A 19783-nucleotide genomic window follows, 5' to 3' on the forward strand; every position below is an offset into this window, starting at 1 on the left:
GAAGTAACCGCGCCATTGTCCGGCGGACTCGATGCGGTCGTCTTGATCCTGGTCAAGCGCGCGCATCAGAGGCGCTGTTTGCCGCGCAAACGGCTACCATAGACCGATGATCGACCTCCCGCCGCTGTCCCTGTACGTGCACATGCCCTGGTGCGTGAAGAAATGCCCGTACTGCGACTTCAATTCCCACGGACTGCGCGACGCCGCCGCTCCGTACGCCGATTACGTGGATGCGCTGATCGCCGACCTCGACGGCGACCTCGCCGATTTTGGGCCTGCGGTCGCGGATCGCCCGATCGTCAGCGTGTTCTTCGGCGGCGGTACGCCGAGCCTGTTCCCACCCGAACAGATCGCGCGCTTGCTGCGCGCGGCGCGTCAACGCCTGCGCTTCGCAGCGGACGCCGAAATCACCCTGGAAACCAATCCCGGCACCGTCGAGCACGGTCGCTTCGAGGATTACCTCGCCGCCGGCGTCAACCGACTCTCCTTCGGCGTGCAGAGCTTCGATGACGCGCTGCTGCGGCGCCTCGGACGCATTCACTCTTCCGGCGAAGCCGAAGATGCCTTCGGCCTGGCGCGGCAAGCGGGCTACGACAACATCAACCTCGATCTGATGTACGCCCTGCCCGAGCAGACCGTGGACGGCGCGCTGCGCGATCTCGAGCGCGCACTGGCGCTGCAGCCGACCCACCTCTCGCACTATCAACTGACGCTGGAGCCGAACACCGCCTTCGCCGCCCATCCGCCGCCGTTGCCCGACGACGACACGGCGTGGGACATGCAGGAGGTCTGCCAGGCGCGCCTGGCCGAGGCCGGTTTCGCCCAGTACGAAGTCTCGGCCTACGCGCAGACGGGACGTCGCTGCCAACACAATCTCAACTACTGGAGCTTCGGCGACTACCTCGGTATCGGCGCCGGCGCGCACGGAAAAATCAGCGATGCGCGCGGTGTACGGCGACGCTGGAAACAGCGTCTGCCGAAGACCTATCTCGCCGCCGAAACCCAGCACGCACGCATCGGCGGCGATCGGCTGATCCCGGAATCCGAGCGCGCCTTCGAATACATGCTCAACGCGCTGCGCCTGATCGACGGCACACCGATGCAAGCGTTCAACGCACGCACGGGACTTCCGCTGTCTCGCATCCGCGACACCCTCGACGAGGCGATCCAGCGCGGGTGGCTGACGGACGACCTGTCGCAATTGCGCACCACCGCACAGGGCCAGCGCTTCCTCAACGACGTGGTGGCGCTGTTCATGTAATCCATGACAGGCATCACGCCGCCGGGATGGCGTACAATCCGGGCATCGGAGGCCGGGGGCAGCATGGAACATCCAGGCGACCACCAAAAGGAACCAGGCATCGGCACGACGCTGGCACCGCGCGCCCGGCGTCTTCTGGCGCGCGTGCACGATCTGTGCGAAGCCGCGCTGCATCCGATGCTGACCCAGATCCTGGACGAATTCGACGAGCAGATGTTCCGCTTCGCCGACCAGGCCAACAACAATACCGAACAGGAAATCTGCCTGGCCTCGCAGCGTGAGGTGCGACGTGGCCGTGCCGATTTCGCCCCCCGCTTCCTGAGCCGCCTGCGCAGTGGCTTCGAGCGCTTCCATCTGGATGACGCCCAACCAAACCACGATCCGCGCGCAGGGCTCGGACTCTCTCTCGTCGACGTCGACGATCAGGAAGAGGAGTCGATCCTCGGCACCGCCGAAGCCCGCGTGGAGATCCGTTCGGGCATTCCCTTGCTGGAGCTGGGCTACCGCTTCGCCGCTCTGGTCGGCATGCCCGTGATCGAATCCGACGCACTGCCGGTCGGTCCGCGCGCGATCTGCGCGGCCTGGCAGTACGCCAGCAACGAACTGGACCTGCCGCCGGCGCATCGCCAGCACCTGCACAAGCTCTTCAGCCGCCACCTGCTGCGCGAGGCACCGCGACTGTTCGAGGCGTTGAACACGTTGATGGCTGCCCAGGGCCTGTTGCCGGACCTGAGCGCACTGCTGGCACGTCGCATGCACGGCGCGCAGAACAAGAGCGACAAGACAGCCAAACCCGACGACACCGTACGCGATGAAGATTCGGCACCGAATGCAGCGGCACCGCAAGCCTCGCCGGATCACCACGGACGAAACGAGAAGACCGAGTCCACCATCGCCTTCACAGTGTTGCGCAATCTGCTCGCGCAACGCCGCAACGCGCTCGGGCTGAACGCAGAGAGCACGCCCCCTTCGGGCCCCGCCAGCACGCCGGAGCAGCTTCAGGACGCGCTGGCCCGACTGCAGCAGCAGTCCGACACCACCGTGCTGGAAAACGGTGCGCGCCACGTGCGCAGCATGAAGCATCTGCGCCAGGATCTGCAGGCGCAGTTGCGCGCACTCAGCCCCGACGGACAACCACTGGCCTTCGATGCCGACCAGACCGACACCATCGATCTGATGACGATGCTGTTCGACCATCTCGGCCGCGACATGCCCATCGACGGCCACGCCGCCACGCTGATGACGCGCATGCAGGTACCGATGCTGCGCGTGGCGCTGTCCGATCCGGAATTCTTCTCCAAGCAGGACCATCCGGCGCGGCAATTGCTCGGCTCGGTGCTGGATACAGCCACGCAGTGGCTCGACGGCGCCGGCGAATCCGCCGATCCGGTGCTGGCGCGCAAGCTGCAGGATGTGGTCGAGCGCACCGCCGAGGAATTCGACGGCGACGTGCAACTGCTGGACGACCTGCGCAAGGATCTCGACAGCCAGCTTTCGGTGCTGCGACGCCGCGCCGAGATCAGCGAACGCCGCCACCTCGAAGCCGCGCAGGGCCGCGAGCGGCTGCTGCTGGCGCGAAACCGCGCCAGCGAACTGGTCGCCGAACGCTTGCAGAGCAGCAACGCCAGCGGCTTGCTGCGCACCATGATGGAACAGGCCTGGACCGACGTCCTGGCGCTGTCCATGCTGCGCTGGGGCGAACGCAGCAAGGCTTTCCGCCAGCGCCTGGAAGTCACCGACAAGCTCCTGCGGCAGCGCACCGAACAGGACGACTCCGAGCTACGCGAGGAAATCACCGAGGGCCTCAGCCAGGTCGGCATCCACGGCGAGGAAGCCGAACAGATCGCGCGCCACGTCGTCACCAAGCCGTCTGCCGACGAACCGGCGCCGGAACTGACTCGAACCGAACTGGCGATGCGCCTGAAGCAGCGTCAGCGGCTGGGCAGCGGCGAGACCGAGAAACCCGAGAGCGAACCGGCGCAGGATCAGCAGGACCCGGCTGCCCAGGAAGCGCTTGCCACCCTGCGTCAGCAACAATATGGCGCCTGGCTCGAGTTCATCCGCCCCGACCAGAGTGTGCTGCGGCGCAAGCTGGCCTGGTTCTCGCCGGTCACCGGGCACTGCCTGGTGGTCAACCAGCGTGGTGTGCGCGAGGACGTCGGCAATCTCGGCGAACTGGCGGCCATGATGGCCGCGGGCAAGGTACGGATTCCGACCGAACGCAACGAGTCCCTGCTGGATCGCGCCTGGAGCGTCATCGTCAAGGGACTGCGCCAGTTCGCCCGGAACACCGCGGAGCAGAGCGCATGAATGCATCCGAGCAACGCCGCGCGCCGCGCCGCCGCGTCGGCACCTCCATCACCGTCGACAACGCGATCAGCGACGAGCGTCTGGGTCATATCGGCAACATCTCCAGCAGCGGCCTGATGCTGATCAGCAACAAGCCCCTGCGCGCGGACGCCATCTACCAGCTTCGTCTCACCTTGCCTTCGCGCGGCCAGGGCGAGCACACACTGGAATTCGGCGTGCACGAACAGTGGAGCGAAGCCGCCAATGTACCCGGCCAGTACTGGACCGGCTTCCGCATCATCGCCATCAGCGAGTCCGACGCACTCAAGCTGCGCAAATGGATCGAAGCGCCCGGCGGCGAATTCGTCTGACCGGCCCGCACGCGGTTTGGCTTTGCCCTGCCGTCCAAGGCACCATGGGCGTCTGATTCAGACGGACGCACACCCATGAACGACGCACTCGCCCAAGCCTACCCGCTGCACATCGCCACCCTGCGCCAGCGCGCCGACGCGGCGCTGGAGGCCGTCGGCCGCGAGCACCTGGTCATCCCCGCCGGGCACCCCATTCCCAAGCACCTGGACGACATGGACTACCCGTTCGCTGTGCACCCCGCATTCAAGCAGTGGGTGCCGCTACTGAATGCGCCGGGTAGCTGGATCGTCTACACACCGGGCGAGAAACCGGTGCTGATCTACCTGCAGCCGCAGGATTTCTGGCACCTGACGCCCGAAGACCCGAACGGTTACTGGGTGGAACACTTCGACATCCGCCTGATCCGCAAATGGGAGGACGCGCGCCAGCACCTGCCGCAGGACCCCGCGAAGTGCGCCATCCTCGGCCAGTCGCGCGATAGTATCGAGGATTTCATTCCCGACGCACCCGAAGCGGTGATCCAGTATCTGGACTACCACCGCGCCTACAAGACGCCGTACGAACTGATCCGCATGCGCGAGGCCAGTACCCTCGGCGCACGCGGTCATCGCGCCGCCGCCGCCGCCTTCCGCGCCGGCGAGAGCGAGTTCGGCATCCACATGGCCTATCTGCATGCCGTGGGCCAGACCGACGCCGAGCTGCCGTACCACAGCATCGTCGGCCTCAACGAGCACAGCGCGGTGCTGCACTACATGCACTTCGACATGACGCCGCCGGCGCGCAACCTGTCGTTCCTGATCGATGCCGGTGCCAGCAGCGGCGGGTACGCCAGCGACATCACCCGCACCTACGCCGCCCCCGAGGCCGAGGATTTCCAGGCGCTGATCGACGCGGTCGACAAGGCGCAGCGACAACTGTGCGACGGCGTGCGCGCCGGACGCGACTACCGCGAACTGCACCTGGAAGCGCACCAGTTGCTGGCCGGCGTGCTGAAGGACCAGAACATCGTCGACATGAGTCCCGAGGCCATGGTCGAGAGCGGCGTCAGCGCGACCTTCTTCCCGCATGGCCTGGGCCACAGCATCGGCCTGCAGGTGCACGACGTCGGCGGCTTCATGAAGAACGACAAGGGCGACACCGTCGCCCAGCCCGACAGCCATCCGTTCCTGCGCATGACGCGCTCGCTGGAAACCGACATGGTCGTCACCATCGAGCCGGGGCTGTACTTCATCGACATGCTGCTGGCGCGCCTGAAGGAACGCCCGGAGGGCAAGCACGTCAACTGGAACCGCATCGATGCCCTGCGCCCCTACGGCGGCATCCGCATCGAGGACGACGTCATTTGCACCAGCGGCGATCCGGAAAACATGACGCGCGACGCCTTCGCCGCCCTGGACTGAGTCCTGAAACGGAATCGATGAACGGGCCGGCCGTCGATCAGCGGCCGGCCATCAGCGCCTCGATCGCCTCGACCTGCTTGGGCACGCCCTCGGTGAGCACCTGCGGCCCGTCGCGGCCGACCAGCACATCGTCCTCGATGCGGATGCCGGTACCGGCCCAGCGCGCAGCCGGACCGTCGGCGTCGGGCGGGATGTACAGGCCCGGTTCCACCGTCACCACCATGCCCGGTTCCAGCATGCGCGGTTCGCCGTCGATGCGGTAGTCGCCGACATCGTGCACGTCGAGACCGAGCCAGTGACCGGTCTTGTGCGGAAAATAGCGTCGGTAGCTGCCTTCCTCGAGAATCGAAGCCACGCTTCCGCGCAGCAACTTCAGTGCACGCAGCCCCTCGACGATGACCGTCACGGCGGCATCATGCGCCGCACTGAACGGCTGCCCCGGACGCACCTGCTCGATCGCGGCCTCCTGCGCCGCCAGCACGACTTCATACAGCGCGCGCTGATCGCGCGTGAAACGGCCGCCAACCGGGAACGTGCGGGTGATATCGGCGGCATAGCAATCAACCTCAGCACCGGCATCGATCAGCAACAGGTCGCCGTCGCGCAGCGGCGAGCGGTTGGCGTTGTAGTGCATGATGCAGGCGTTGGCGCCGCCGGCCACGCTCGGCATGTAGGCCGAGACCGCACCCTGCGCGCGCATCGTGCGCAGCAACTCGGCTTCCACCTCGTACTCGGCCATCCCCGCCTGCACGCCGCGCATGGCGGCCAGGTGCGCGGCGACCGACACCTTCGCGGCGCGCCGCATCAGCTTGATCTCCGCCGTCGACTTGTACAGCCGCATGTCATGCAGCAGATAGCCCAGCGCCAGGAATTCCTTCGGCACGACGCCACCGCCGCGCAGCGCGCGCAAGCGCCGCATCCATGCAAGCAGGCGCGCATCGAACTCCGGCTCCTGGCCGAAATGGCAGTACACGCGGGCACGCCCTTCCAGCATGCCCGGAAGGATGTCGTCGATATCGTCGATGGGAAATGCGTCGTCGACGCCGCAGGCCTCGACCGCCCCCTCGGTGCCCAGTCGCGGACCGTCGAGACGCTCGCGATCGGCATCGCGCTCGCGGCAGAACAGGATGGTTTCCGCCACGTCGCGACCGGGCAGCAACGCCAGCACCGCGTGCGGCTCGGGGAAACCGGTCAGATAGTGGAAATCCGAATCCTGCCGATAGGGCCAGGCTGCATCGGCGCTGCGCATGCGCTCGGGAGCGGCGGCAATCAGCAGGGCCGCATCATCGCCAGCCAGGCGCATCAATTGACGACGCCGGCGTGCGAATTCCTTGGCAGCGATGGTTGCAGCGGTCACCTTGCGCGGCGTGCGCTGGGTCCGTGCGTCCATGTCAGTGCACACGCTTGCCCGGATGGGCGCCGCCCGATGCACGCTTGCCGGCGACTTCCGCGTGCAGCACCAGTGCGCCCACGCGTACGAACTCGCTCACTTCCATCAGCGAGCGTTCATCGTCTTCGTCGCCATCGACCGCCAGCTCGGACCCGGCAATGACGCCGAAATCGCGCAGAATCTCGTTGCCGTCGTCGGAAAGATCCTGTTTGCGCTGCGCCGAAGCCAGTCCGAACCCACCGAGGAACCCCCGACACCATGACACCAATGCCTGCGCCCGCTCGGTGAGCGGCCGCTCGGCGTCTGGCTGCAGCGGTTCGAATCCCATCTGGGCATCGTCCAGCGCGGCGCGGCAATCGCGGCACAGTGCCTGCAGATGCGCATCGAGCTGGCCGCGCGCACCCTCCTCCTCGACATCCAGCTCCAGCGCCTGCAGTACGCGACCGGACTCGATCGTTCCGCCGCCACAGAGAAAGCCCGTGAGCGAGCCGTGCAATTCGCTGGCGTCGACGCCAACACGGGCCCGCGCGAGTTCGGTTTCGAGTTCGGCGTGCGTCACATTCATGCCTGTAGAGCCGGTTGCTGAAATTTGGTGCCAATTCATTCTGGCACCCATAACGGCGATTGCCTACACTGCTGCGGGGGGAACCTCACCTGCGGGGGCGGGTGCATACACGTCCCGCTGAAATCCATCTGCACAGGTGACACGATGTCCGGAAGCTTGGCAGGTCGCTCGGCAGTGCGCCGCTGCATGCATGCTCTGCGCCAACGCGCAGCGCATCGTCATGCTGCGGCAGGCACGCTTACGCGCAGCGCTGTGCGTACCGCACTGCAGATCGTCATCTGTTTCGGTGCGCTTCTGGCCAGTCTGGACGCTCCCTCCGCCAGCGCGCATGTGCGCACTTACTATTTCGGCCACATCGGCGCCGCCCAGGGCATGGCGCAAAATACCGTCGGTGCGATCCTGCAGGGCGACAAGGGGTACATCTGGCTGGGCACGCAGGGCGGATTGCACCGCTATGACGGCTACCAGCTGAAGCGCTTCCATCACGACGCCAATCGCACAGACAGCCTGCCCGACAACGTCATCAGCGCACTCGCCAGTGATGGCGACGGGCACCTGTGGGTCGCCAGCAAGGTCGGCGGACTGGTCCTGTTCGATCCCGACCACAACCGTGTGCTGCCCATTCCCGGACACTGGTCGCAACGACTCAACGGCATCACCTCACTTGCAGGAGGCGGCGGCAAGCGTCTTCTGGTCGCCGAACGCGACGCTATCGTTTCCGTCGATCCATCGCTGAAACACGCCCGCGTGCTCTGGAAAACGCTGCAATCGAGCACGCTGAACAGCAAGACCACGCTGACCGAATGCGGTCCCGACGGTCCTTTCTACGGCTTGCACGACCGTGAACTGATCGTGCTGGGCCGCGACGCCGAACATACCCGTGTGGTGCGCATCGACCGCGGCGACGCACGCACGGTACTGTGCCGCCGCAATGGCCGCTTGCTGCTGGGCGCTGGCAGCGGTGTGTATCTCCTGCAACCCGACAGCGGCGCAACACGGCGAATCTGGCCGCAACCGGAATCGCAGGCGCCCGACAACACAACCGTCAATGCATTGACCGAGGACCACGCCGGCCGCATCTGGGCCGCCGTCGAATCCGTCGGGCTCCTGCGTCTCGATGCCGATGAAAAGCATCCCGAACTGCTGCGTCCGCACCCCGGCATCAAGGGAAGCCTTCCGGACGACAACGTGCAGCAGTTCTACGTGGATCGTTCCGGGCTGATCTGGACCGGTGGAGTGACCCACGGCGCCGCCTATTTCGACCCGGATGGCGCGCCCTTCCACTACATTCGCGACGAACGCTCGCCCACAAGCCACGATTTCGTTTCCAACAACGTACGCGCGCTGTACGAGGACGAGAACGGCAAGATCTGGCTGGGACTGGCCAGCGCGGGCCTCAGCATCTATGACCCGAAATCGGACAGCTTCGACAGCCTGACACCGATTCTTCTCCGCGCCCTGCCCAAGAGCGAGCCCTCTTCGATCACGGTCTTCGCGCTGGCACGAAGCGGTTCGCGCTTCTGGATCTCGAGCAACCGCGGCGTGATGGTCCTGGACATGGCCCAGCGTTCCGCGCACCTGCTCGACCCCACACTGACCTCGAAAGGCGACCCTAGGCCCAGTCGCAGCCTGCTACGGGACCGCAGCGGGTCGCTCTGGATCGGCATGTACGACGGCAGCGGCGTATACCGCTATCGCGACGGCCAGCGCGTCCAGCATCTGGTACATCGCAAAGACGACCCGGAGAGCCTGGCCGCCGGCATCATCCTGGCCCTGGCGCAGGATGCCCAAGGGCGCATCTGGATCGGCACCAGCACCGGGCTCAGCGTCTACGATCCACGCAAGGACCGCATGCGCACGTTCCAGGAAGAGCCCGGCGTCGAGGAAAGTCTGAGCAGCCACGTGGTGATGAGCCTGTTCATCGACAGCGGCGGCGTGCTGTGGGTCGGCACCCAGTCGGGCCTCGATCGACTGGTCTCGCTCGACGACAACGGTGCGCACTTCCACCGCATCACGAGCCGGGACGGTCTGCCGGACAGCACCATCTATTGCCTGCGCGAAGACAACGAGCATGCTCTGTGGATGAGTACGAACCGCGGTGTCGTGCGGATGGAACCGTCCAGCGGCAAGATCACCGCCTTCAGCATCCAGGACGGCCTGCAGGGCATGGAATACAACTCGGGCGCCTGTCTGAAGATGCGCGACGGCGAACTGGTCTTCGGCGGCGTCAACGGCTTCGACAAAGTGCGGCCCGAGCGCGTCAAACCGGGCACCTTCCAACCGACGGTCAACCTTACCAGCATCCAGATCGGCGCCAACAACCAATCGGTCCTGCCTATCGACGGCCGCGTGCGCATGCAGCAGTCCGCGCGCGCCATCCGCTTCGAATTCGCGGCCATGGACTTCGCCGCGCCGCAGCAGAACCGCTTCCAGCACCGTCTGCTCGGCTTCGACAAGGACTGGATCGACGACGGCACCCGGCACAGCGCTACCTACACCAATCTACCCGCGGGCCGCTACCGATTCGAGGTCCGGGGCAGCAATCACGATGGCCGCTTCAGCGCTACGTCGCACAGCGTCGCGCTGATCGTGATCCCGCCGTGGTGGGCCTCGCGCGGCATGTACGCCCTGTACATCGCGCTCGGCGTGATGCTTTTGCTGGCCGTGTACCTGGCTTTCCGCGCACGTCGCATGCGCGAGCGTCATCACCAGAACCAATTGCAGGAACGCGAGGACCGCCTGAGCATGGCCCTGTGGGGTTCCGGCGACGAATTCTGGGACCTGGACCTCGTCAACGGCCGCATGTATCGCCTCGGCGCCGAACAACTGCTCGGCAAAGGCACGCCGACCGAAATCGATTTCGACGACTGGTGCAACTATGTGCTGCACCCGCAGGACCTGGGACACATCCGCAAGGAGATCGCGGCCTGCCTGGGCGGCGAAACCGACCACTTCGAATCGGAATACCGCCTTAAGACCACCCAGGGCGAATGGATCTGGGTGCTGGGGCGCGGCAAGATCGTCGAGCAGGACACCGACGGCAAGCCCACGCGCATATCCGGCACCGTTCGCAACATCACCCGTATGCGCAGCGAGGATCGCGATCGGCGCATCGCCGCCGAGGTCATCCGCAGCATGAGCGAAGCGGTGACCGTGGCCGACCTCGACTTCAAGTTCAGCTCCGTGAACGCCGCCTTCACCCGCATGAGCGGCTACAGCGACGCCGAAGTACGCGGGCGCGACACTTCCCTGCTCAACTGCAACCAGCAGCCGGACAGCGTCTATACGCACATGCGCCGCGAGCTGCAGAGCCACGGACACTGGCGCGGCGAGCTGTGGCAACGCCGCAAGAACGGCAGCGACTTCCTGTGCTGGGTCGAACTGCGCGAAGTCTGCAACGCACACGGTACGCGCACGCACTATGTCTGCGTGATGACCGACATCACCGACCGCAAGCGCGCCGAGCAGGAACTGCGCTACCTGGCCAACTACGACATGCTCACCGGCCTGCCCAACCGCACGCTGCTGGGCGAGCGCCTGGGCGACTCGATCCTGCGCGCCCGGCGCGGCGGCCAGCGCCTGGCGGTGCTGTACGTCGACCTGGACCGTTTCAAGCACATCAACGACTCGATGGGCCACACCACCGGCGACCGCCTGCTGAAAGCTGCCGGCGCACGCCTGCGTCAGTGCGTGCGCGAGCAGGACACCGTGGCCCGCGTCGGCGGCGACGAATTCACCCTGGTGCTCGAGGACGTCGGCGGCTCCGGTGAGGTCATCGGCGTGGCGCACAAGATCATCAGCGCCTTCAACGAGGCCCTGGTGCTGGACCCGCACCAGGAAGTGCTGATCTCGCCCTCCATCGGCATCTCGCTGTACCCCGATCACGGCGAAGTGCCCAACGAACTGCTCAAGCACGCTGACACCGCGATGTACCAGGCCAAGGAACACGGCCGCAACACGTGGATGATCTACAACGACGCCATGGACGCCGACGCCCGCCTGCGCGCCACCATGGCCGGCGCGCTGCGGCGCGCGCTGGAACGCGACGAGATGCGCGTGGTGTACCAGCCGAAGATGGCACTGGACGATCACGAACTGATCGGCTTCGAGGCCCTTGTGCGCTGGCGCAGCGCCGAACTCGGCGATGTCGGTCCCGGGATCTTCATTCCGCTGGCCGAGGAAACCGGCATGATCATGAAGATCGGCCAGTTTGTCCTCGAACGCGCCTGCCAGGATCTTCGCGCCTGGCGCGACGCCGGGCAGGACAAGCTGACCATGGCGGTGAACCTGTCGATGGTTCAGCTGCAGCGCAGCGGACTGGCCAAGCGTCTGCAGCACACGCTGCAGGAACACGGCGTGCCGCCGGAGTGCCTGGAACTGGAGCTGACCGAGAGCACCGTCATGGCCAACGTCGAGCAGTCCATGCGCACACTCGGCGAACTGCGCGCCATCGGCGTCAGCCTGGCCATCGACGACTTCGGCACCGGCTATTCCTCGCTGGCCTACCTCAAGCGCCTGCCACTGACTGTGCTGAAGATCGATCAGGCCTTTGTCGGCGACATCACCACGGATCCGGACGACGAGGCCATCACCGCCACCATCATCACCATGGCGCACTCCCTGGGACTACAAGTCGTGGCCGAGGGCGTGGAAACCGCCGAACAGGCCGAATACCTGAGCGCGCACGACTGCGATCTGATGCAGGGCAACTGGCTCTCGCCGCCTCTGGAAGCCACTTCCTGCCTCACATTCTGCGAAGAACACGAGCGTCGCCGACAGGCCTTGCGTCCGACTTCCTCGGGCACTACGTAGCACGTCACACTTGCACACCCACCCCGCGAGATGCGAAAAAGCATCTAAGACCGCTCGTTCACGCGAATCCGTATGAACCAGACCGATCCACTCAAAGCCGAACTCGCTGCGCTGAACGAGACACTCGATCAGCTACTCCAGACCGTCCAGCGCATGGACGAGGAGAACCGCAGCCTGCGTCACAGCCAGGAACAGCTCGCCACCGAGCGCGCCGGCCTGCTGGCACGAAACGAACAGGCGCGAAGTCGCGTCGAAGCCATGATCCAGCGACTGAAGTCGCTGGAAAGCTCGGGTTGAAACCTGCTGCATCCATGAGATCCTAACCACATGTCCGAGCCGATCACGATCCGTCTCAACGACCGCGAATTCCTGGTCGCCTGCGAGCCGGAAGAACGTCCGGGACTGCTGGCCGCAGCCAGCTACCTGGATAGCAAGATGCGCGAATTCCGCGCCAACGCGCGCAGCCCGGGCTTCGACCGCCTGGCCGTATTGACCGCGCTCAGCGTCACGCATGAACTGCTGGAAACCCGCCAGCGTCAAGAATCCGAGCAACGCGTGTTCGGCGAGGGCATCGAGACTCTGCGTCGCAAACTGGAAGGCGCATTGGAACGGGCTTCCGGGTCACGTAACTGAATCTTTCCGCACTGAACCGCTGACGCTTTCGCACAGGCGCGCTAGAATAAGCGCCAAGGTGTTCCCTGCGGTGTACGACAGCGTTTCGTTACATTTGCCTTGTTCCTAACTTTCGACCTGGGTCGGCAACAAGGTGGCCGGTGAGCATGTCCGTCGCGTACGGAAAGCCTGAAACGCCATCTGCGCCCTCCCACCTGATCCTTTCGGATCAAGGTCGTTCGAAGCGCATCGGCATTGTGGAGAACACCCCTCATTCCGCAGAACGGCCCCGTCGGGGTCGTTTCTGTATGCGGCCATCCGATCGCACCACGCGCCTGGCAGGATTTTCCGTGACCGACCTGGACGACACGCGCACATCGCTTCGCCGCAAGATGACCGAGCAGCGCCGCGCCCTCGGCCCGCAAGCGCGGATGAGCGCCGCGCAGGGTCTGCGGCGGCAACTGGATGCCCTGCCCATGTTCCTGAACGCGCAACGCGTGGCTGGCTACTGGGCGAGTGACGGCGAGCTGCCGCTCAACCTTGTGCTGGCCGCAGCGGCCCTGCGTGGGCAGCAGCTGTATCTGCCGCGGATCGAGGCCGGCCGGCACATGGACTTCGCCCCCTGGAAGCTGGGCGACGATGTCGAACCCAACCGTTTCGGTATCCCGGAGCCGACAAACCGGGACGGCCTGCTCGAAGGACGCGAACTGGACGCCGTGCTGGTGCCCCTGCTGGCCTTTGACGGACATGGCCACCGCATCGGCTATGGCGGCGGCTTCTACGACACCCACTTCGCTTTCCTGCGCAATCAAAAGCGGCCGACTCGCCCGCTGCTGATCGGGATCGGCTACGCTTTCCAGCAGTGTGAGGCGATCAAGCCGGCCGAATGGGACGTGCGTCTGGACGTCGTCGCCACCGATCAAGCACTCATCGACTGCAACGACCACGACGGAGCATCATGAACTACTGGCTGATGAAATCCGAACCCGAGACGTTCTCGCTGGACGATCTCGAGCGCAAGGGCAGCGAACCCTGGGACGGCGTGCGCAACTACCAGGCGCGCAACTTCATGCGCGATGACATGCGCGTCGGCGACAAGGTGTTCTTCTACCATTCCAACTGCGACGTGCCGGGCATCGTCGGCATCGCCAAGGTCGCCAGCAAACCGTATCCGGATCCGACCCAGTTCGATCCCAAGAACCACTACTTCGATGCCAAGAGCTCGCGCGACAACCCGCGCTGGATCCTGGTCGACATCGCCTTCGTGAAACGCCTCAAGCGCACCATCTCGCTGGCCGAACTGAAGGACGATCCGGCACTGGAAGGCATGCCGCTGGTGCGCAAGGGCAACCGTCTGTCGGTGATGCCGGTGGATGCCGCGCACTGGAAGCACATCCTGAGCCTGGAAAAATGAGCGCCGGCCATCCCGATCCGGCATTCCGCGGCCACGCCGCATTCTCCTGACCTGAACGACGCGCCATGACTTCATCCAACGAAAAACGTCTCGCCGGCGAAGCCGCCATTGCCTATGTCGAAGACGACAGCGTCGTCGGCGTCGGCACCGGATCGACCGTGGCCTTCTTCATCGACGCCCTGGCCGACATCAAGGACCGCATCCGCGGCGCCGTGTCCAGTTCGGAACAGTCCACCGAACAACTGAAGAAACACGGCATCGAGGTATTCGACCTGAATGCTGTCGGTCCGCTGGACCTGTACGTGGACGGCGCCGACGAATGCGATCCGCACAAGCGCCTCATCAAGGGCGGCGGCGCGGCGCTGACACGCGAGAAGATCGTCGCCGCAGCTTCGCGTCAGTTCGTGTGCATCATCGATTCCAGCAAGCAGGTCGACGTGCTCGGCAACTTCCCGCTGCCGATCGAGGTGATCCCGATGGCGCGCAGCCATGTTGCCCGCCAGATCAGCAAGCTCGACGGCCATCCCGTATGGCGCGACGACACCGTCACCGACAACGGCAACTGGATCCTCGACGTGCACGGCTGGCGCATCACCGATCCAGTCGCGCTGGAAGCCGAGCTGAACCAGATCGCCGGCGTGGTCAGCGTAGGCCTGTTCGCGCGGCGCGGCGCCGACGTGGTGCTGGTCGGCGACCGCAAGCTCTGATCCGCGCGGATCAACCCTTCACGCGCGCGAACAGCACACCGTAGGACGGCAGCCGCAGGCGGCCGTCCGCGATCTCGCCCTGCACCAGACGCGCCGCGTTCATCGCTTCGAGCGGCGTATCCACCGGCGCGTCGACGTCCAACGGCTGATCCGACAGGTTGAAGCAGGCCAGCACCGTCTCGCCCTCGAAACTGCGCGTGAACGCAAGCAGTGGCTCAGCGCTGTCGAGCATGCGGATGTCGCCCCAACGCAAGGCCGGTTGCGTGTGCCGCCAGGCCATGAAGGCGCGGAAGCCGTGCAGCATGGAGTCGGCATCGCCTTCCTGCCGGGAGACCGCCAGCGCGCGGTGCGTATCCGGCACCGGCAGCCACGGCGTGCCAGCGCTGAAGTCACCGTGCTCACCTTCGCCCCAAGGCATCGGCGTGCGGCAGCCGTCGCGCCCCTTGAAGTTGGGCCAGAAAGTGATGCCGTACGGGTCCTGCAGCTGCTCGTAGGGCACGTCGGCCTCGCTCAGTCCCAGCTCCTCGCCCTGGTAGACGCACACCGAGCCGCGCAGCGAGCACACCAGTGCGGTCAGCTGGTTGGCCAGATGCGGCGGTGCATCGACGCCGCCCCAGCGCGTGACCACGCGCTCGACGTCGTGGTTGGAGATGGCCCAGCACGGCCAGCCATCGGGCATGTGCGATTCGAGATTGCGCACCGTCTCACGGATGTGCGCGGCGTTGAAGTCCTCGGTCAGCAGCTCGAAGCTGTAGCCCATGTGCAGGCGCTTGCCGTTGGTGTACTCGCCCAGCGTGGCCAGCGAATCCTCCGAGGAGATCTCGCCCAGGGCTGTCGAATCCGGATACTCGTCCAGCAACGCGCGCAGGCGGTCCAGGAACGCCAGATTCTCCGGCTGTGTGTTGTTGTAGTAGTGGTACTGGAAAGCGTACGGATTGTCCGGCCGGAATCCGCGACCGACGCGCTGATCCTGCGGCTTGGCCGGATTGTCGCGCAGTTGCGCGTCGTGATAGCAGAAGTTGATGGAGTCCAGTCGGAAGCCGTCGACGCCGCGATCCAGCCAGAAGCGCACGTTGTCGAGCACCGCGTCGCGCACCTTCGGATTGTGGAAATTCAGATCCGGCTGGTCCGCCAGGAAATTGTGCAGGTAGTACTGCCCGCGACGCGGTTCCCAGTGCCAGGCCGGCCCGCCGAAGATCGACATCCAGTTGTTCGGCGCGGTGCCGTCGGGCTTGGCGTCCGCCCACACGTACCAGTCGGCCTTGTCGTTGTCGCGGCTCTGCCGGCTCTCGCGGAACCAGGCGTGCTCGATCGACGTGTGACTGAGCACCTGGTCGATCATCACCTTCAGGCCGCGCTTGTGCGCCTCGGCCAGCAGGCAGTCGAAATCGGCCAGCGTGCCGAACATCGGGTCGACATCGCGGTAGTCGGCGATGTCATAGCCGAAATCGGCCATCGGAGACGTGAAGAACGGCGCGATCCAGATCGCGTCCACACCCAGTCCCGCCACGTAATCCAGGCGCTCGACGATGCCTGGCAGATCGCCGACCCCATCGCCGTTGGTGTCCAGAAAACTGCGTGGATAGATCTGATAGATGACGGCTCCGCGCCACCATGGAAGTGCATTCATGGAAAAACCCCGGACGCTGTTCCCCCCGCGCCGATATCGGCATCGACACTGCTAGACAGCGAATCGCTCCAAGCTTAACTGTGCATAGGCACCGGAGCCGATGGGGTTGCATACGTATTCATATCCACGCCCGAGTGGCGCAACTTCCCGGAAGGAGGCGCGCCTCAGCCCGGAAATACAGGGCTTCGGACGGTCATTCACGGCATTTTTCCGCAAGAACGCACGCCTTCGGGCGCGTATGAATACGTATGCAGAATTCTCCGCCCGGGATCGAGCCGGAGCTACCATCGTGGAAATGTTACGTAGCCGTGACAAGGCTCGAACGTTTGTCGTCTCCGATCGCTGCAGGGCTATCGGCGACACGATTTCCTAGAAACGCGATCCATTCGGGGAGGACAACCAAGATGATTCTCAAGCGCAATCTGCTGAGCGCCGCGCTGGCGTCGGCGATGCTGATGACGGCCACGGGCGCCTATGCCACCCAGCCTGCTACCAACGGCCAGGCTCAGGACAGCAATCAGGCGACCAGCCAGAAAGCTGACAAGAAAGAACAGAAGAAGCGCGCTTCGGCGACCAAACTGAGCGCCGTCGAAGTCACCGGCTTCGCCAGCAGTGTGCAGAACTCCATCGCCACGCAGCGCAACTCGGACGTCATCGTCGAGGCCGTCTCCGCCGAACAGATCGGCAAGCTCCCGGGCACCTCCATCGCCGATTCGCTGGGCCGCCTGCCCGGTCTGGCCGTGCAGCGCCTGAACGGCCGCCCGCAGGTGCTGACCATCCACGGCCTGGGCCCGGACTTCAGCACCGCGCTGGTCAACGGCCGTCAGCAGGTCAGCACCGGCAACAACCGCGGCGTGCAGTTCGATCAGTACCCGGCCAGCTGGTTCAACAGCGTCCAGGTACACCTGAGTCCCTCGGCGGCGCTGGTCGGCCAGGGCATGGCCGGTACCGTGGACATGCACACGATCCGTCCGCTCGAGCAAGACAAGCCGATCGCGGCGATCAACGCCAGCTACATCTGGAACAGCATGAACCAGGTCGCCCCGGGCAAGGGCGTCAGCGACAAGGGCTACAAGGTCAACGGCGTGTGGGTGCACCAGTTCGCCGACCGCACCTTCGGCGTCACGCTCGGCCTGGACATGGAATCCAATCCCACCCAGATCCAGCATCAGGCGCCCTGGGGCTACCCGACCGACAACTCCGCCGCGGGCGGCAACGCGCTGATCGGCGGTTCGAAGAACTACGCGACGTCCGACCTCTTCAAGCGCACCGGCCTGCTGGCCACGCTGCAGTTCCAGCCGAACGAGAACTTCACCAGCACGCTGGACATGACCTACGACCGGTTCCATGACCGCCAGCACTCCAAGGGCATCGAATTCCCGCTGGCCTGGGGCAATGCCCAGCTGGAACCGGGCTACACGGCTCAGGGTGGACTGATCACCAAGGGCACCTTCACGCACGTGAAGCCGGTCATCCGCAACGACTACAACCGCTCGCTGTCGAAGGTCTACAACGTAGGCTGGAACAACAAGTGGCGCATCAACGAAGACTGGTCCGCTGAAGCGGACGCCAGCATTTCGCATGCCGATCGTCGCGATGCCTTCATCGAAAGCTACTCGGGTACGGCCTTCGGCGCCGACAACGGTCCGTTCGACACGCTCAACTTCACCCAGGGCGGCAGCGGCAACCTGTGGCAGCTGAACAACTCGCTCGACTACAGCCCGAGCCAGGTCGTGCTGACCGATCCGCAGGGCTGGGGCGGCGGTAGCGGCCTTGTGCAGGGTGGCTTCGTCAACGCGCCGCACGTGGTCGACCGCATTTCCGACCTTCGCCTGAGTGCCGAGCGCAGCTTCGTCGACGGCCCGATCGCCAGCATCAAGTTCGGCATCGATCGCGAGGACCGCAAGAAGAGCTTCAATATCCAGCAGCGCTTCCTGGTACCCAACAACGGCAACCTGACCTACACCACCTCGCCGTGGGGCGCGCAGACCGCGGCCCTGCCGTCGGGTGCCTTCTCGGATACGCAGCTCAGCTTCATGGGCGTGGGCAACCTGCCCATCTACGACCCGATCGCGTTGATCCAGAACGGCACGTATGACCAGGTACCGGCCTATCAGTCGAGCCTGCCGATGCCGCCGGACTGGAAGGTCCACGAGAAGGACACCACGCCGTTCGTCCAGTTCAACCTGGACACGCAGCTCGGCAACTTCCCGCTGCGCGGCAACTTCGGCCTACAGGTTGCCCACACCACGCAGGATTCGCAGGGCGGTCGCGTGGCTCCGGGTAGCTCCTACGTCGGCAAGACCGCGGTGATCCCTGTGCAAGGCGGCACCTCGTACACTCGTTATCTGCCCAGCGTGAATCTGGTGCTCGGTCTCACCGATCAGACCGACCTGCGCTTCGGCGCCGCGCGTTCCATGGCCCGTCCGCGCATGGATCAGATGAACGCGAGCTTTGCCGTCAACACCAACAACACGCATCTGGCTTCAAGCGACCCGAACAATGCGTATTTCAGCAGCAACAGTGGCAATCCGAAGCTGCTGCCGTCGATGGCGGACAACTACAATCTGAGCATCGAGCACTACTTCGGCAACAGCAAGGGCTACGTGTCTCTTTCGGGCTACTTCCTGAAGCTCAGTGACTACATCAACCCGTCAACCACCGTGCTGACAGATTTCTCTCAGTACACGGCATACGCGGGCACCACCGATCTGTCGCAGCTGGGTACGACCTTGGGCATTGCCTCGGTGCCCACCAATAGTGGCCGAGGCTACGTGAAGGGCGTCCAGGCCGTGCTGAACACGCCGCTGGGCCTGTTCACTCCGGTGCTCGACGGGTTCGGCGTGATCTTCTCCGGCAACCTGACCAAGAGCTCGATCGTGTATGACGGCAACCCGGATCCGATCACGGTCCCGGGCCTGTCCGAGCACGTGGTGAACAACACGATCTACTACGAGCACAACGGCTTCCAGGCCCGCGTGAGCCAGAACTACCGCAGCAGCTTCCTGGGCCGCGTCTACGGCATCAGCGCCTCACGCATCGAGCAGACCATCAAGGGTGGCAGCACCTACGATGCGCAGATCAGCTACAGCCTGCAGAGCGGCCCGATGAAGGGACTGACCATCCTGCTGCAGGGCTCGAACCTGTCCAACAAGAAGTTCATCACCTACCAGAACCACGACCCGCGTCAGATCCTGACCTGGGAAAACTACGGCCGCCGTTACGAAGTCGGCGTGTCCTACAAGTTCTAAGTAGGCACTTCTCTCTCTGGCTTTGCCCAGATCAGCCCCGTTGCGTAGCATCAACGGGGCTTTTTTTTGCCTGTCGATCC

General features: G+C 64.9%; 14 protein-coding genes and 1 other RNA gene. 12 read left to right on the forward strand and 3 right to left on the reverse strand.

Annotated elements, in window-relative coordinates:
- Nucleotides 1–106 precede the first annotated feature (106 nt).
- The 4 genes from hemW to pepQ all read left to right on the forward strand — a co-directional run bounded on the left by hemW (nt 107) and on the right by pepQ (nt 5322).
- Nucleotides 107–1261: a radical SAM family heme chaperone HemW gene (hemW, locus tag BTJ49_RS03035; RefSeq protein WP_113063853.1), complete on the forward strand. Its 1155-nt coding sequence runs from the start codon at nt 107–109 to the stop codon at nt 1259–1261.
- Nucleotides 1262–1324: 63 nt separating this feature from the next.
- Nucleotides 1325–3571, forward strand: a complete 2247-nt coding sequence (locus BTJ49_RS03040; RefSeq protein ID WP_168184643.1) for a DUF1631 family protein — start codon at nt 1325–1327, stop codon at nt 3569–3571.
- Nucleotides 3568–3921 carry a PilZ domain-containing protein gene (locus BTJ49_RS03045; RefSeq protein ID WP_113063855.1) on the forward strand — a complete coding sequence of 118 codons (354 nt, stop codon included), beginning with the start codon at nt 3568–3570 and terminating at the stop codon, nt 3919–3921. The genes BTJ49_RS03040 and BTJ49_RS03045 overlap by 4 nt, the downstream gene beginning before the upstream one ends.
- Nucleotides 3922–3996: 75 nt before the next feature.
- A complete protein-coding gene (pepQ, locus tag BTJ49_RS03050) occupies nt 3997–5322 on the forward strand; it encodes a Xaa-Pro dipeptidase (protein ID WP_113063856.1) in 1326 nt (441 codons plus the stop codon).
- A 37-nt stretch (nt 5323–5359) separates the two neighbouring features.
- Here pepQ and BTJ49_RS03055 read toward each other — a convergent pair whose 3' ends face one another.
- Nucleotides 5360–6712, reverse strand: a complete 1353-nt coding sequence (locus tag BTJ49_RS03055) for an aminopeptidase P N-terminal domain-containing protein (protein WP_113063857.1) — start codon at nt 6710–6712, stop codon at nt 5360–5362.
- 1 nt (nt 6713) lies between these two features.
- Nucleotides 6714–7277, reverse strand: a complete 564-nt coding sequence (locus BTJ49_RS03060; protein WP_113063858.1) for a UPF0149 family protein — start codon at nt 7275–7277, stop codon at nt 6714–6716.
- 186 nt (nt 7278–7463) lie between these two features.
- On the opposite strand from BTJ49_RS03060, the gene BTJ49_RS03065 reads away from it, so the two are divergent.
- From BTJ49_RS03065 to rpiA, 7 genes are all read left to right on the forward strand, one after another.
- A complete protein-coding gene (locus BTJ49_RS03065; protein ID WP_168184644.1) occupies nt 7464–12089 on the forward strand; it encodes an EAL domain-containing protein in 4626 nt (1541 codons plus the stop codon).
- Between the two features lie 72 nt (nt 12090–12161).
- The gene (locus tag BTJ49_RS03070; protein WP_113063860.1) at nt 12162–12386 is read left to right on the forward strand and encodes a TIGR02449 family protein; all 225 of its coding nucleotides are present in this window, start codon (nt 12162–12164) and stop codon (nt 12384–12386) included.
- A gap of 30 nt (nt 12387–12416) precedes the next feature.
- Complete coding sequence (locus tag BTJ49_RS03075) at nt 12417–12722, forward strand: cell division protein ZapA (protein WP_113063861.1); 306 nt, start codon at nt 12417–12419, stop codon at nt 12720–12722.
- A gap of 59 nt (nt 12723–12781) precedes the next feature.
- Nucleotides 12782–12969: non-coding RNA, 6S RNA (gene ssrS / locus BTJ49_RS03080), on the forward strand.
- Nucleotides 12970–13051: 82 nt separating this feature from the next.
- Nucleotides 13052–13663 (forward strand): 5-formyltetrahydrofolate cyclo-ligase, encoded by a 612-nt coding sequence (locus BTJ49_RS03085; protein ID WP_240601702.1) that lies wholly within the window; start codon nt 13052–13054, stop codon nt 13661–13663.
- Nucleotides 13660–14115, forward strand: a complete 456-nt coding sequence (locus BTJ49_RS03090; RefSeq protein ID WP_113063863.1) for an EVE domain-containing protein — start codon at nt 13660–13662, stop codon at nt 14113–14115. Before BTJ49_RS03085 ends, BTJ49_RS03090 begins: the two co-directional genes overlap by 4 nt.
- A gap of 65 nt (nt 14116–14180) precedes the next feature.
- On the forward strand, nt 14181–14822 hold the full coding sequence (gene rpiA / locus BTJ49_RS03095) for a ribose-5-phosphate isomerase RpiA (RefSeq protein ID WP_113063864.1): 642 nt from the start codon (nt 14181–14183) through the stop codon (nt 14820–14822).
- Between the two features lie 10 nt (nt 14823–14832).
- Here the strand turns inward: rpiA and BTJ49_RS03100 are convergent, their stop codons facing one another.
- Nucleotides 14833–16452 carry an alpha-glucosidase family protein gene (locus BTJ49_RS03100; protein ID WP_113063865.1) on the reverse strand — a complete coding sequence of 540 codons (1620 nt, stop codon included), beginning with the start codon at nt 16450–16452 and terminating at the stop codon, nt 14833–14835.
- A 404-nt stretch (nt 16453–16856) separates the two neighbouring features.
- On the opposite strand from BTJ49_RS03100, the gene BTJ49_RS03105 reads away from it, so the two are divergent.
- The gene (locus BTJ49_RS03105; RefSeq protein WP_113063866.1) at nt 16857–19703 is read left to right on the forward strand and encodes a TonB-dependent receptor; all 2847 of its coding nucleotides are present in this window, start codon (nt 16857–16859) and stop codon (nt 19701–19703) included.
- The last annotated feature ends 80 nt before the right edge of the window (nt 19704–19783 follow it).

It is taken from the genome of Oleiagrimonas sp. MCCC 1A03011 (genome assembly GCF_003267965.1).
In the GTDB taxonomy this organism is placed as follows: domain Bacteria; phylum Pseudomonadota; class Gammaproteobacteria; order Xanthomonadales; family Rhodanobacteraceae; genus Oleiagrimonas; species Oleiagrimonas citrea.

Excerpts from the sequence above, each read along its gene's own strand:
- hemW (WP_113063853.1), top strand. The coding sequence starts at position 107 with ATGATCGACCTCCCGCCGCTGTCCCTGTACGTGCACATGCCCTGGTGC.
- BTJ49_RS03040 (WP_168184643.1), top strand. The coding sequence starts at position 1,325 with ATGGAACATCCAGGCGACCACCAAAAGGAACCAGGCATCGGCACGACG.
- BTJ49_RS03045 (WP_113063855.1), top strand. The coding sequence starts at position 3,568 with ATGAATGCATCCGAGCAACGCCGCGCGCCGCGCCGCCGCGTCGGCACC.
- pepQ (WP_113063856.1), top strand. The coding sequence starts at position 3,997 with ATGAACGACGCACTCGCCCAAGCCTACCCGCTGCACATCGCCACCCTG.
- BTJ49_RS03055 (WP_113063857.1), bottom strand. The coding sequence starts at position 6,712 with ATGGACGCACGGACCCAGCGCACGCCGCGCAAGGTGACCGCTGCAACC.
- BTJ49_RS03060 (WP_113063858.1), bottom strand. The coding sequence starts at position 7,277 with ATGAATGTGACGCACGCCGAACTCGAAACCGAACTCGCGCGGGCCCGT.
- BTJ49_RS03065 (WP_168184644.1), top strand. The coding sequence starts at position 7,464 with ATGCATGCTCTGCGCCAACGCGCAGCGCATCGTCATGCTGCGGCAGGC.
- BTJ49_RS03070 (WP_113063860.1), top strand. The coding sequence starts at position 12,162 with ATGAACCAGACCGATCCACTCAAAGCCGAACTCGCTGCGCTGAACGAG.
- BTJ49_RS03075 (WP_113063861.1), top strand. The coding sequence starts at position 12,417 with ATGTCCGAGCCGATCACGATCCGTCTCAACGACCGCGAATTCCTGGTC.
- BTJ49_RS03090 (WP_113063863.1), top strand. The coding sequence starts at position 13,660 with ATGAACTACTGGCTGATGAAATCCGAACCCGAGACGTTCTCGCTGGAC.
- rpiA (WP_113063864.1), top strand. The coding sequence starts at position 14,181 with ATGACTTCATCCAACGAAAAACGTCTCGCCGGCGAAGCCGCCATTGCC.
- BTJ49_RS03100 (WP_113063865.1), bottom strand. The coding sequence starts at position 16,452 with ATGAATGCACTTCCATGGTGGCGCGGAGCCGTCATCTATCAGATCTAT.
- BTJ49_RS03105 (WP_113063866.1), top strand. The coding sequence starts at position 16,857 with ATGATTCTCAAGCGCAATCTGCTGAGCGCCGCGCTGGCGTCGGCGATG.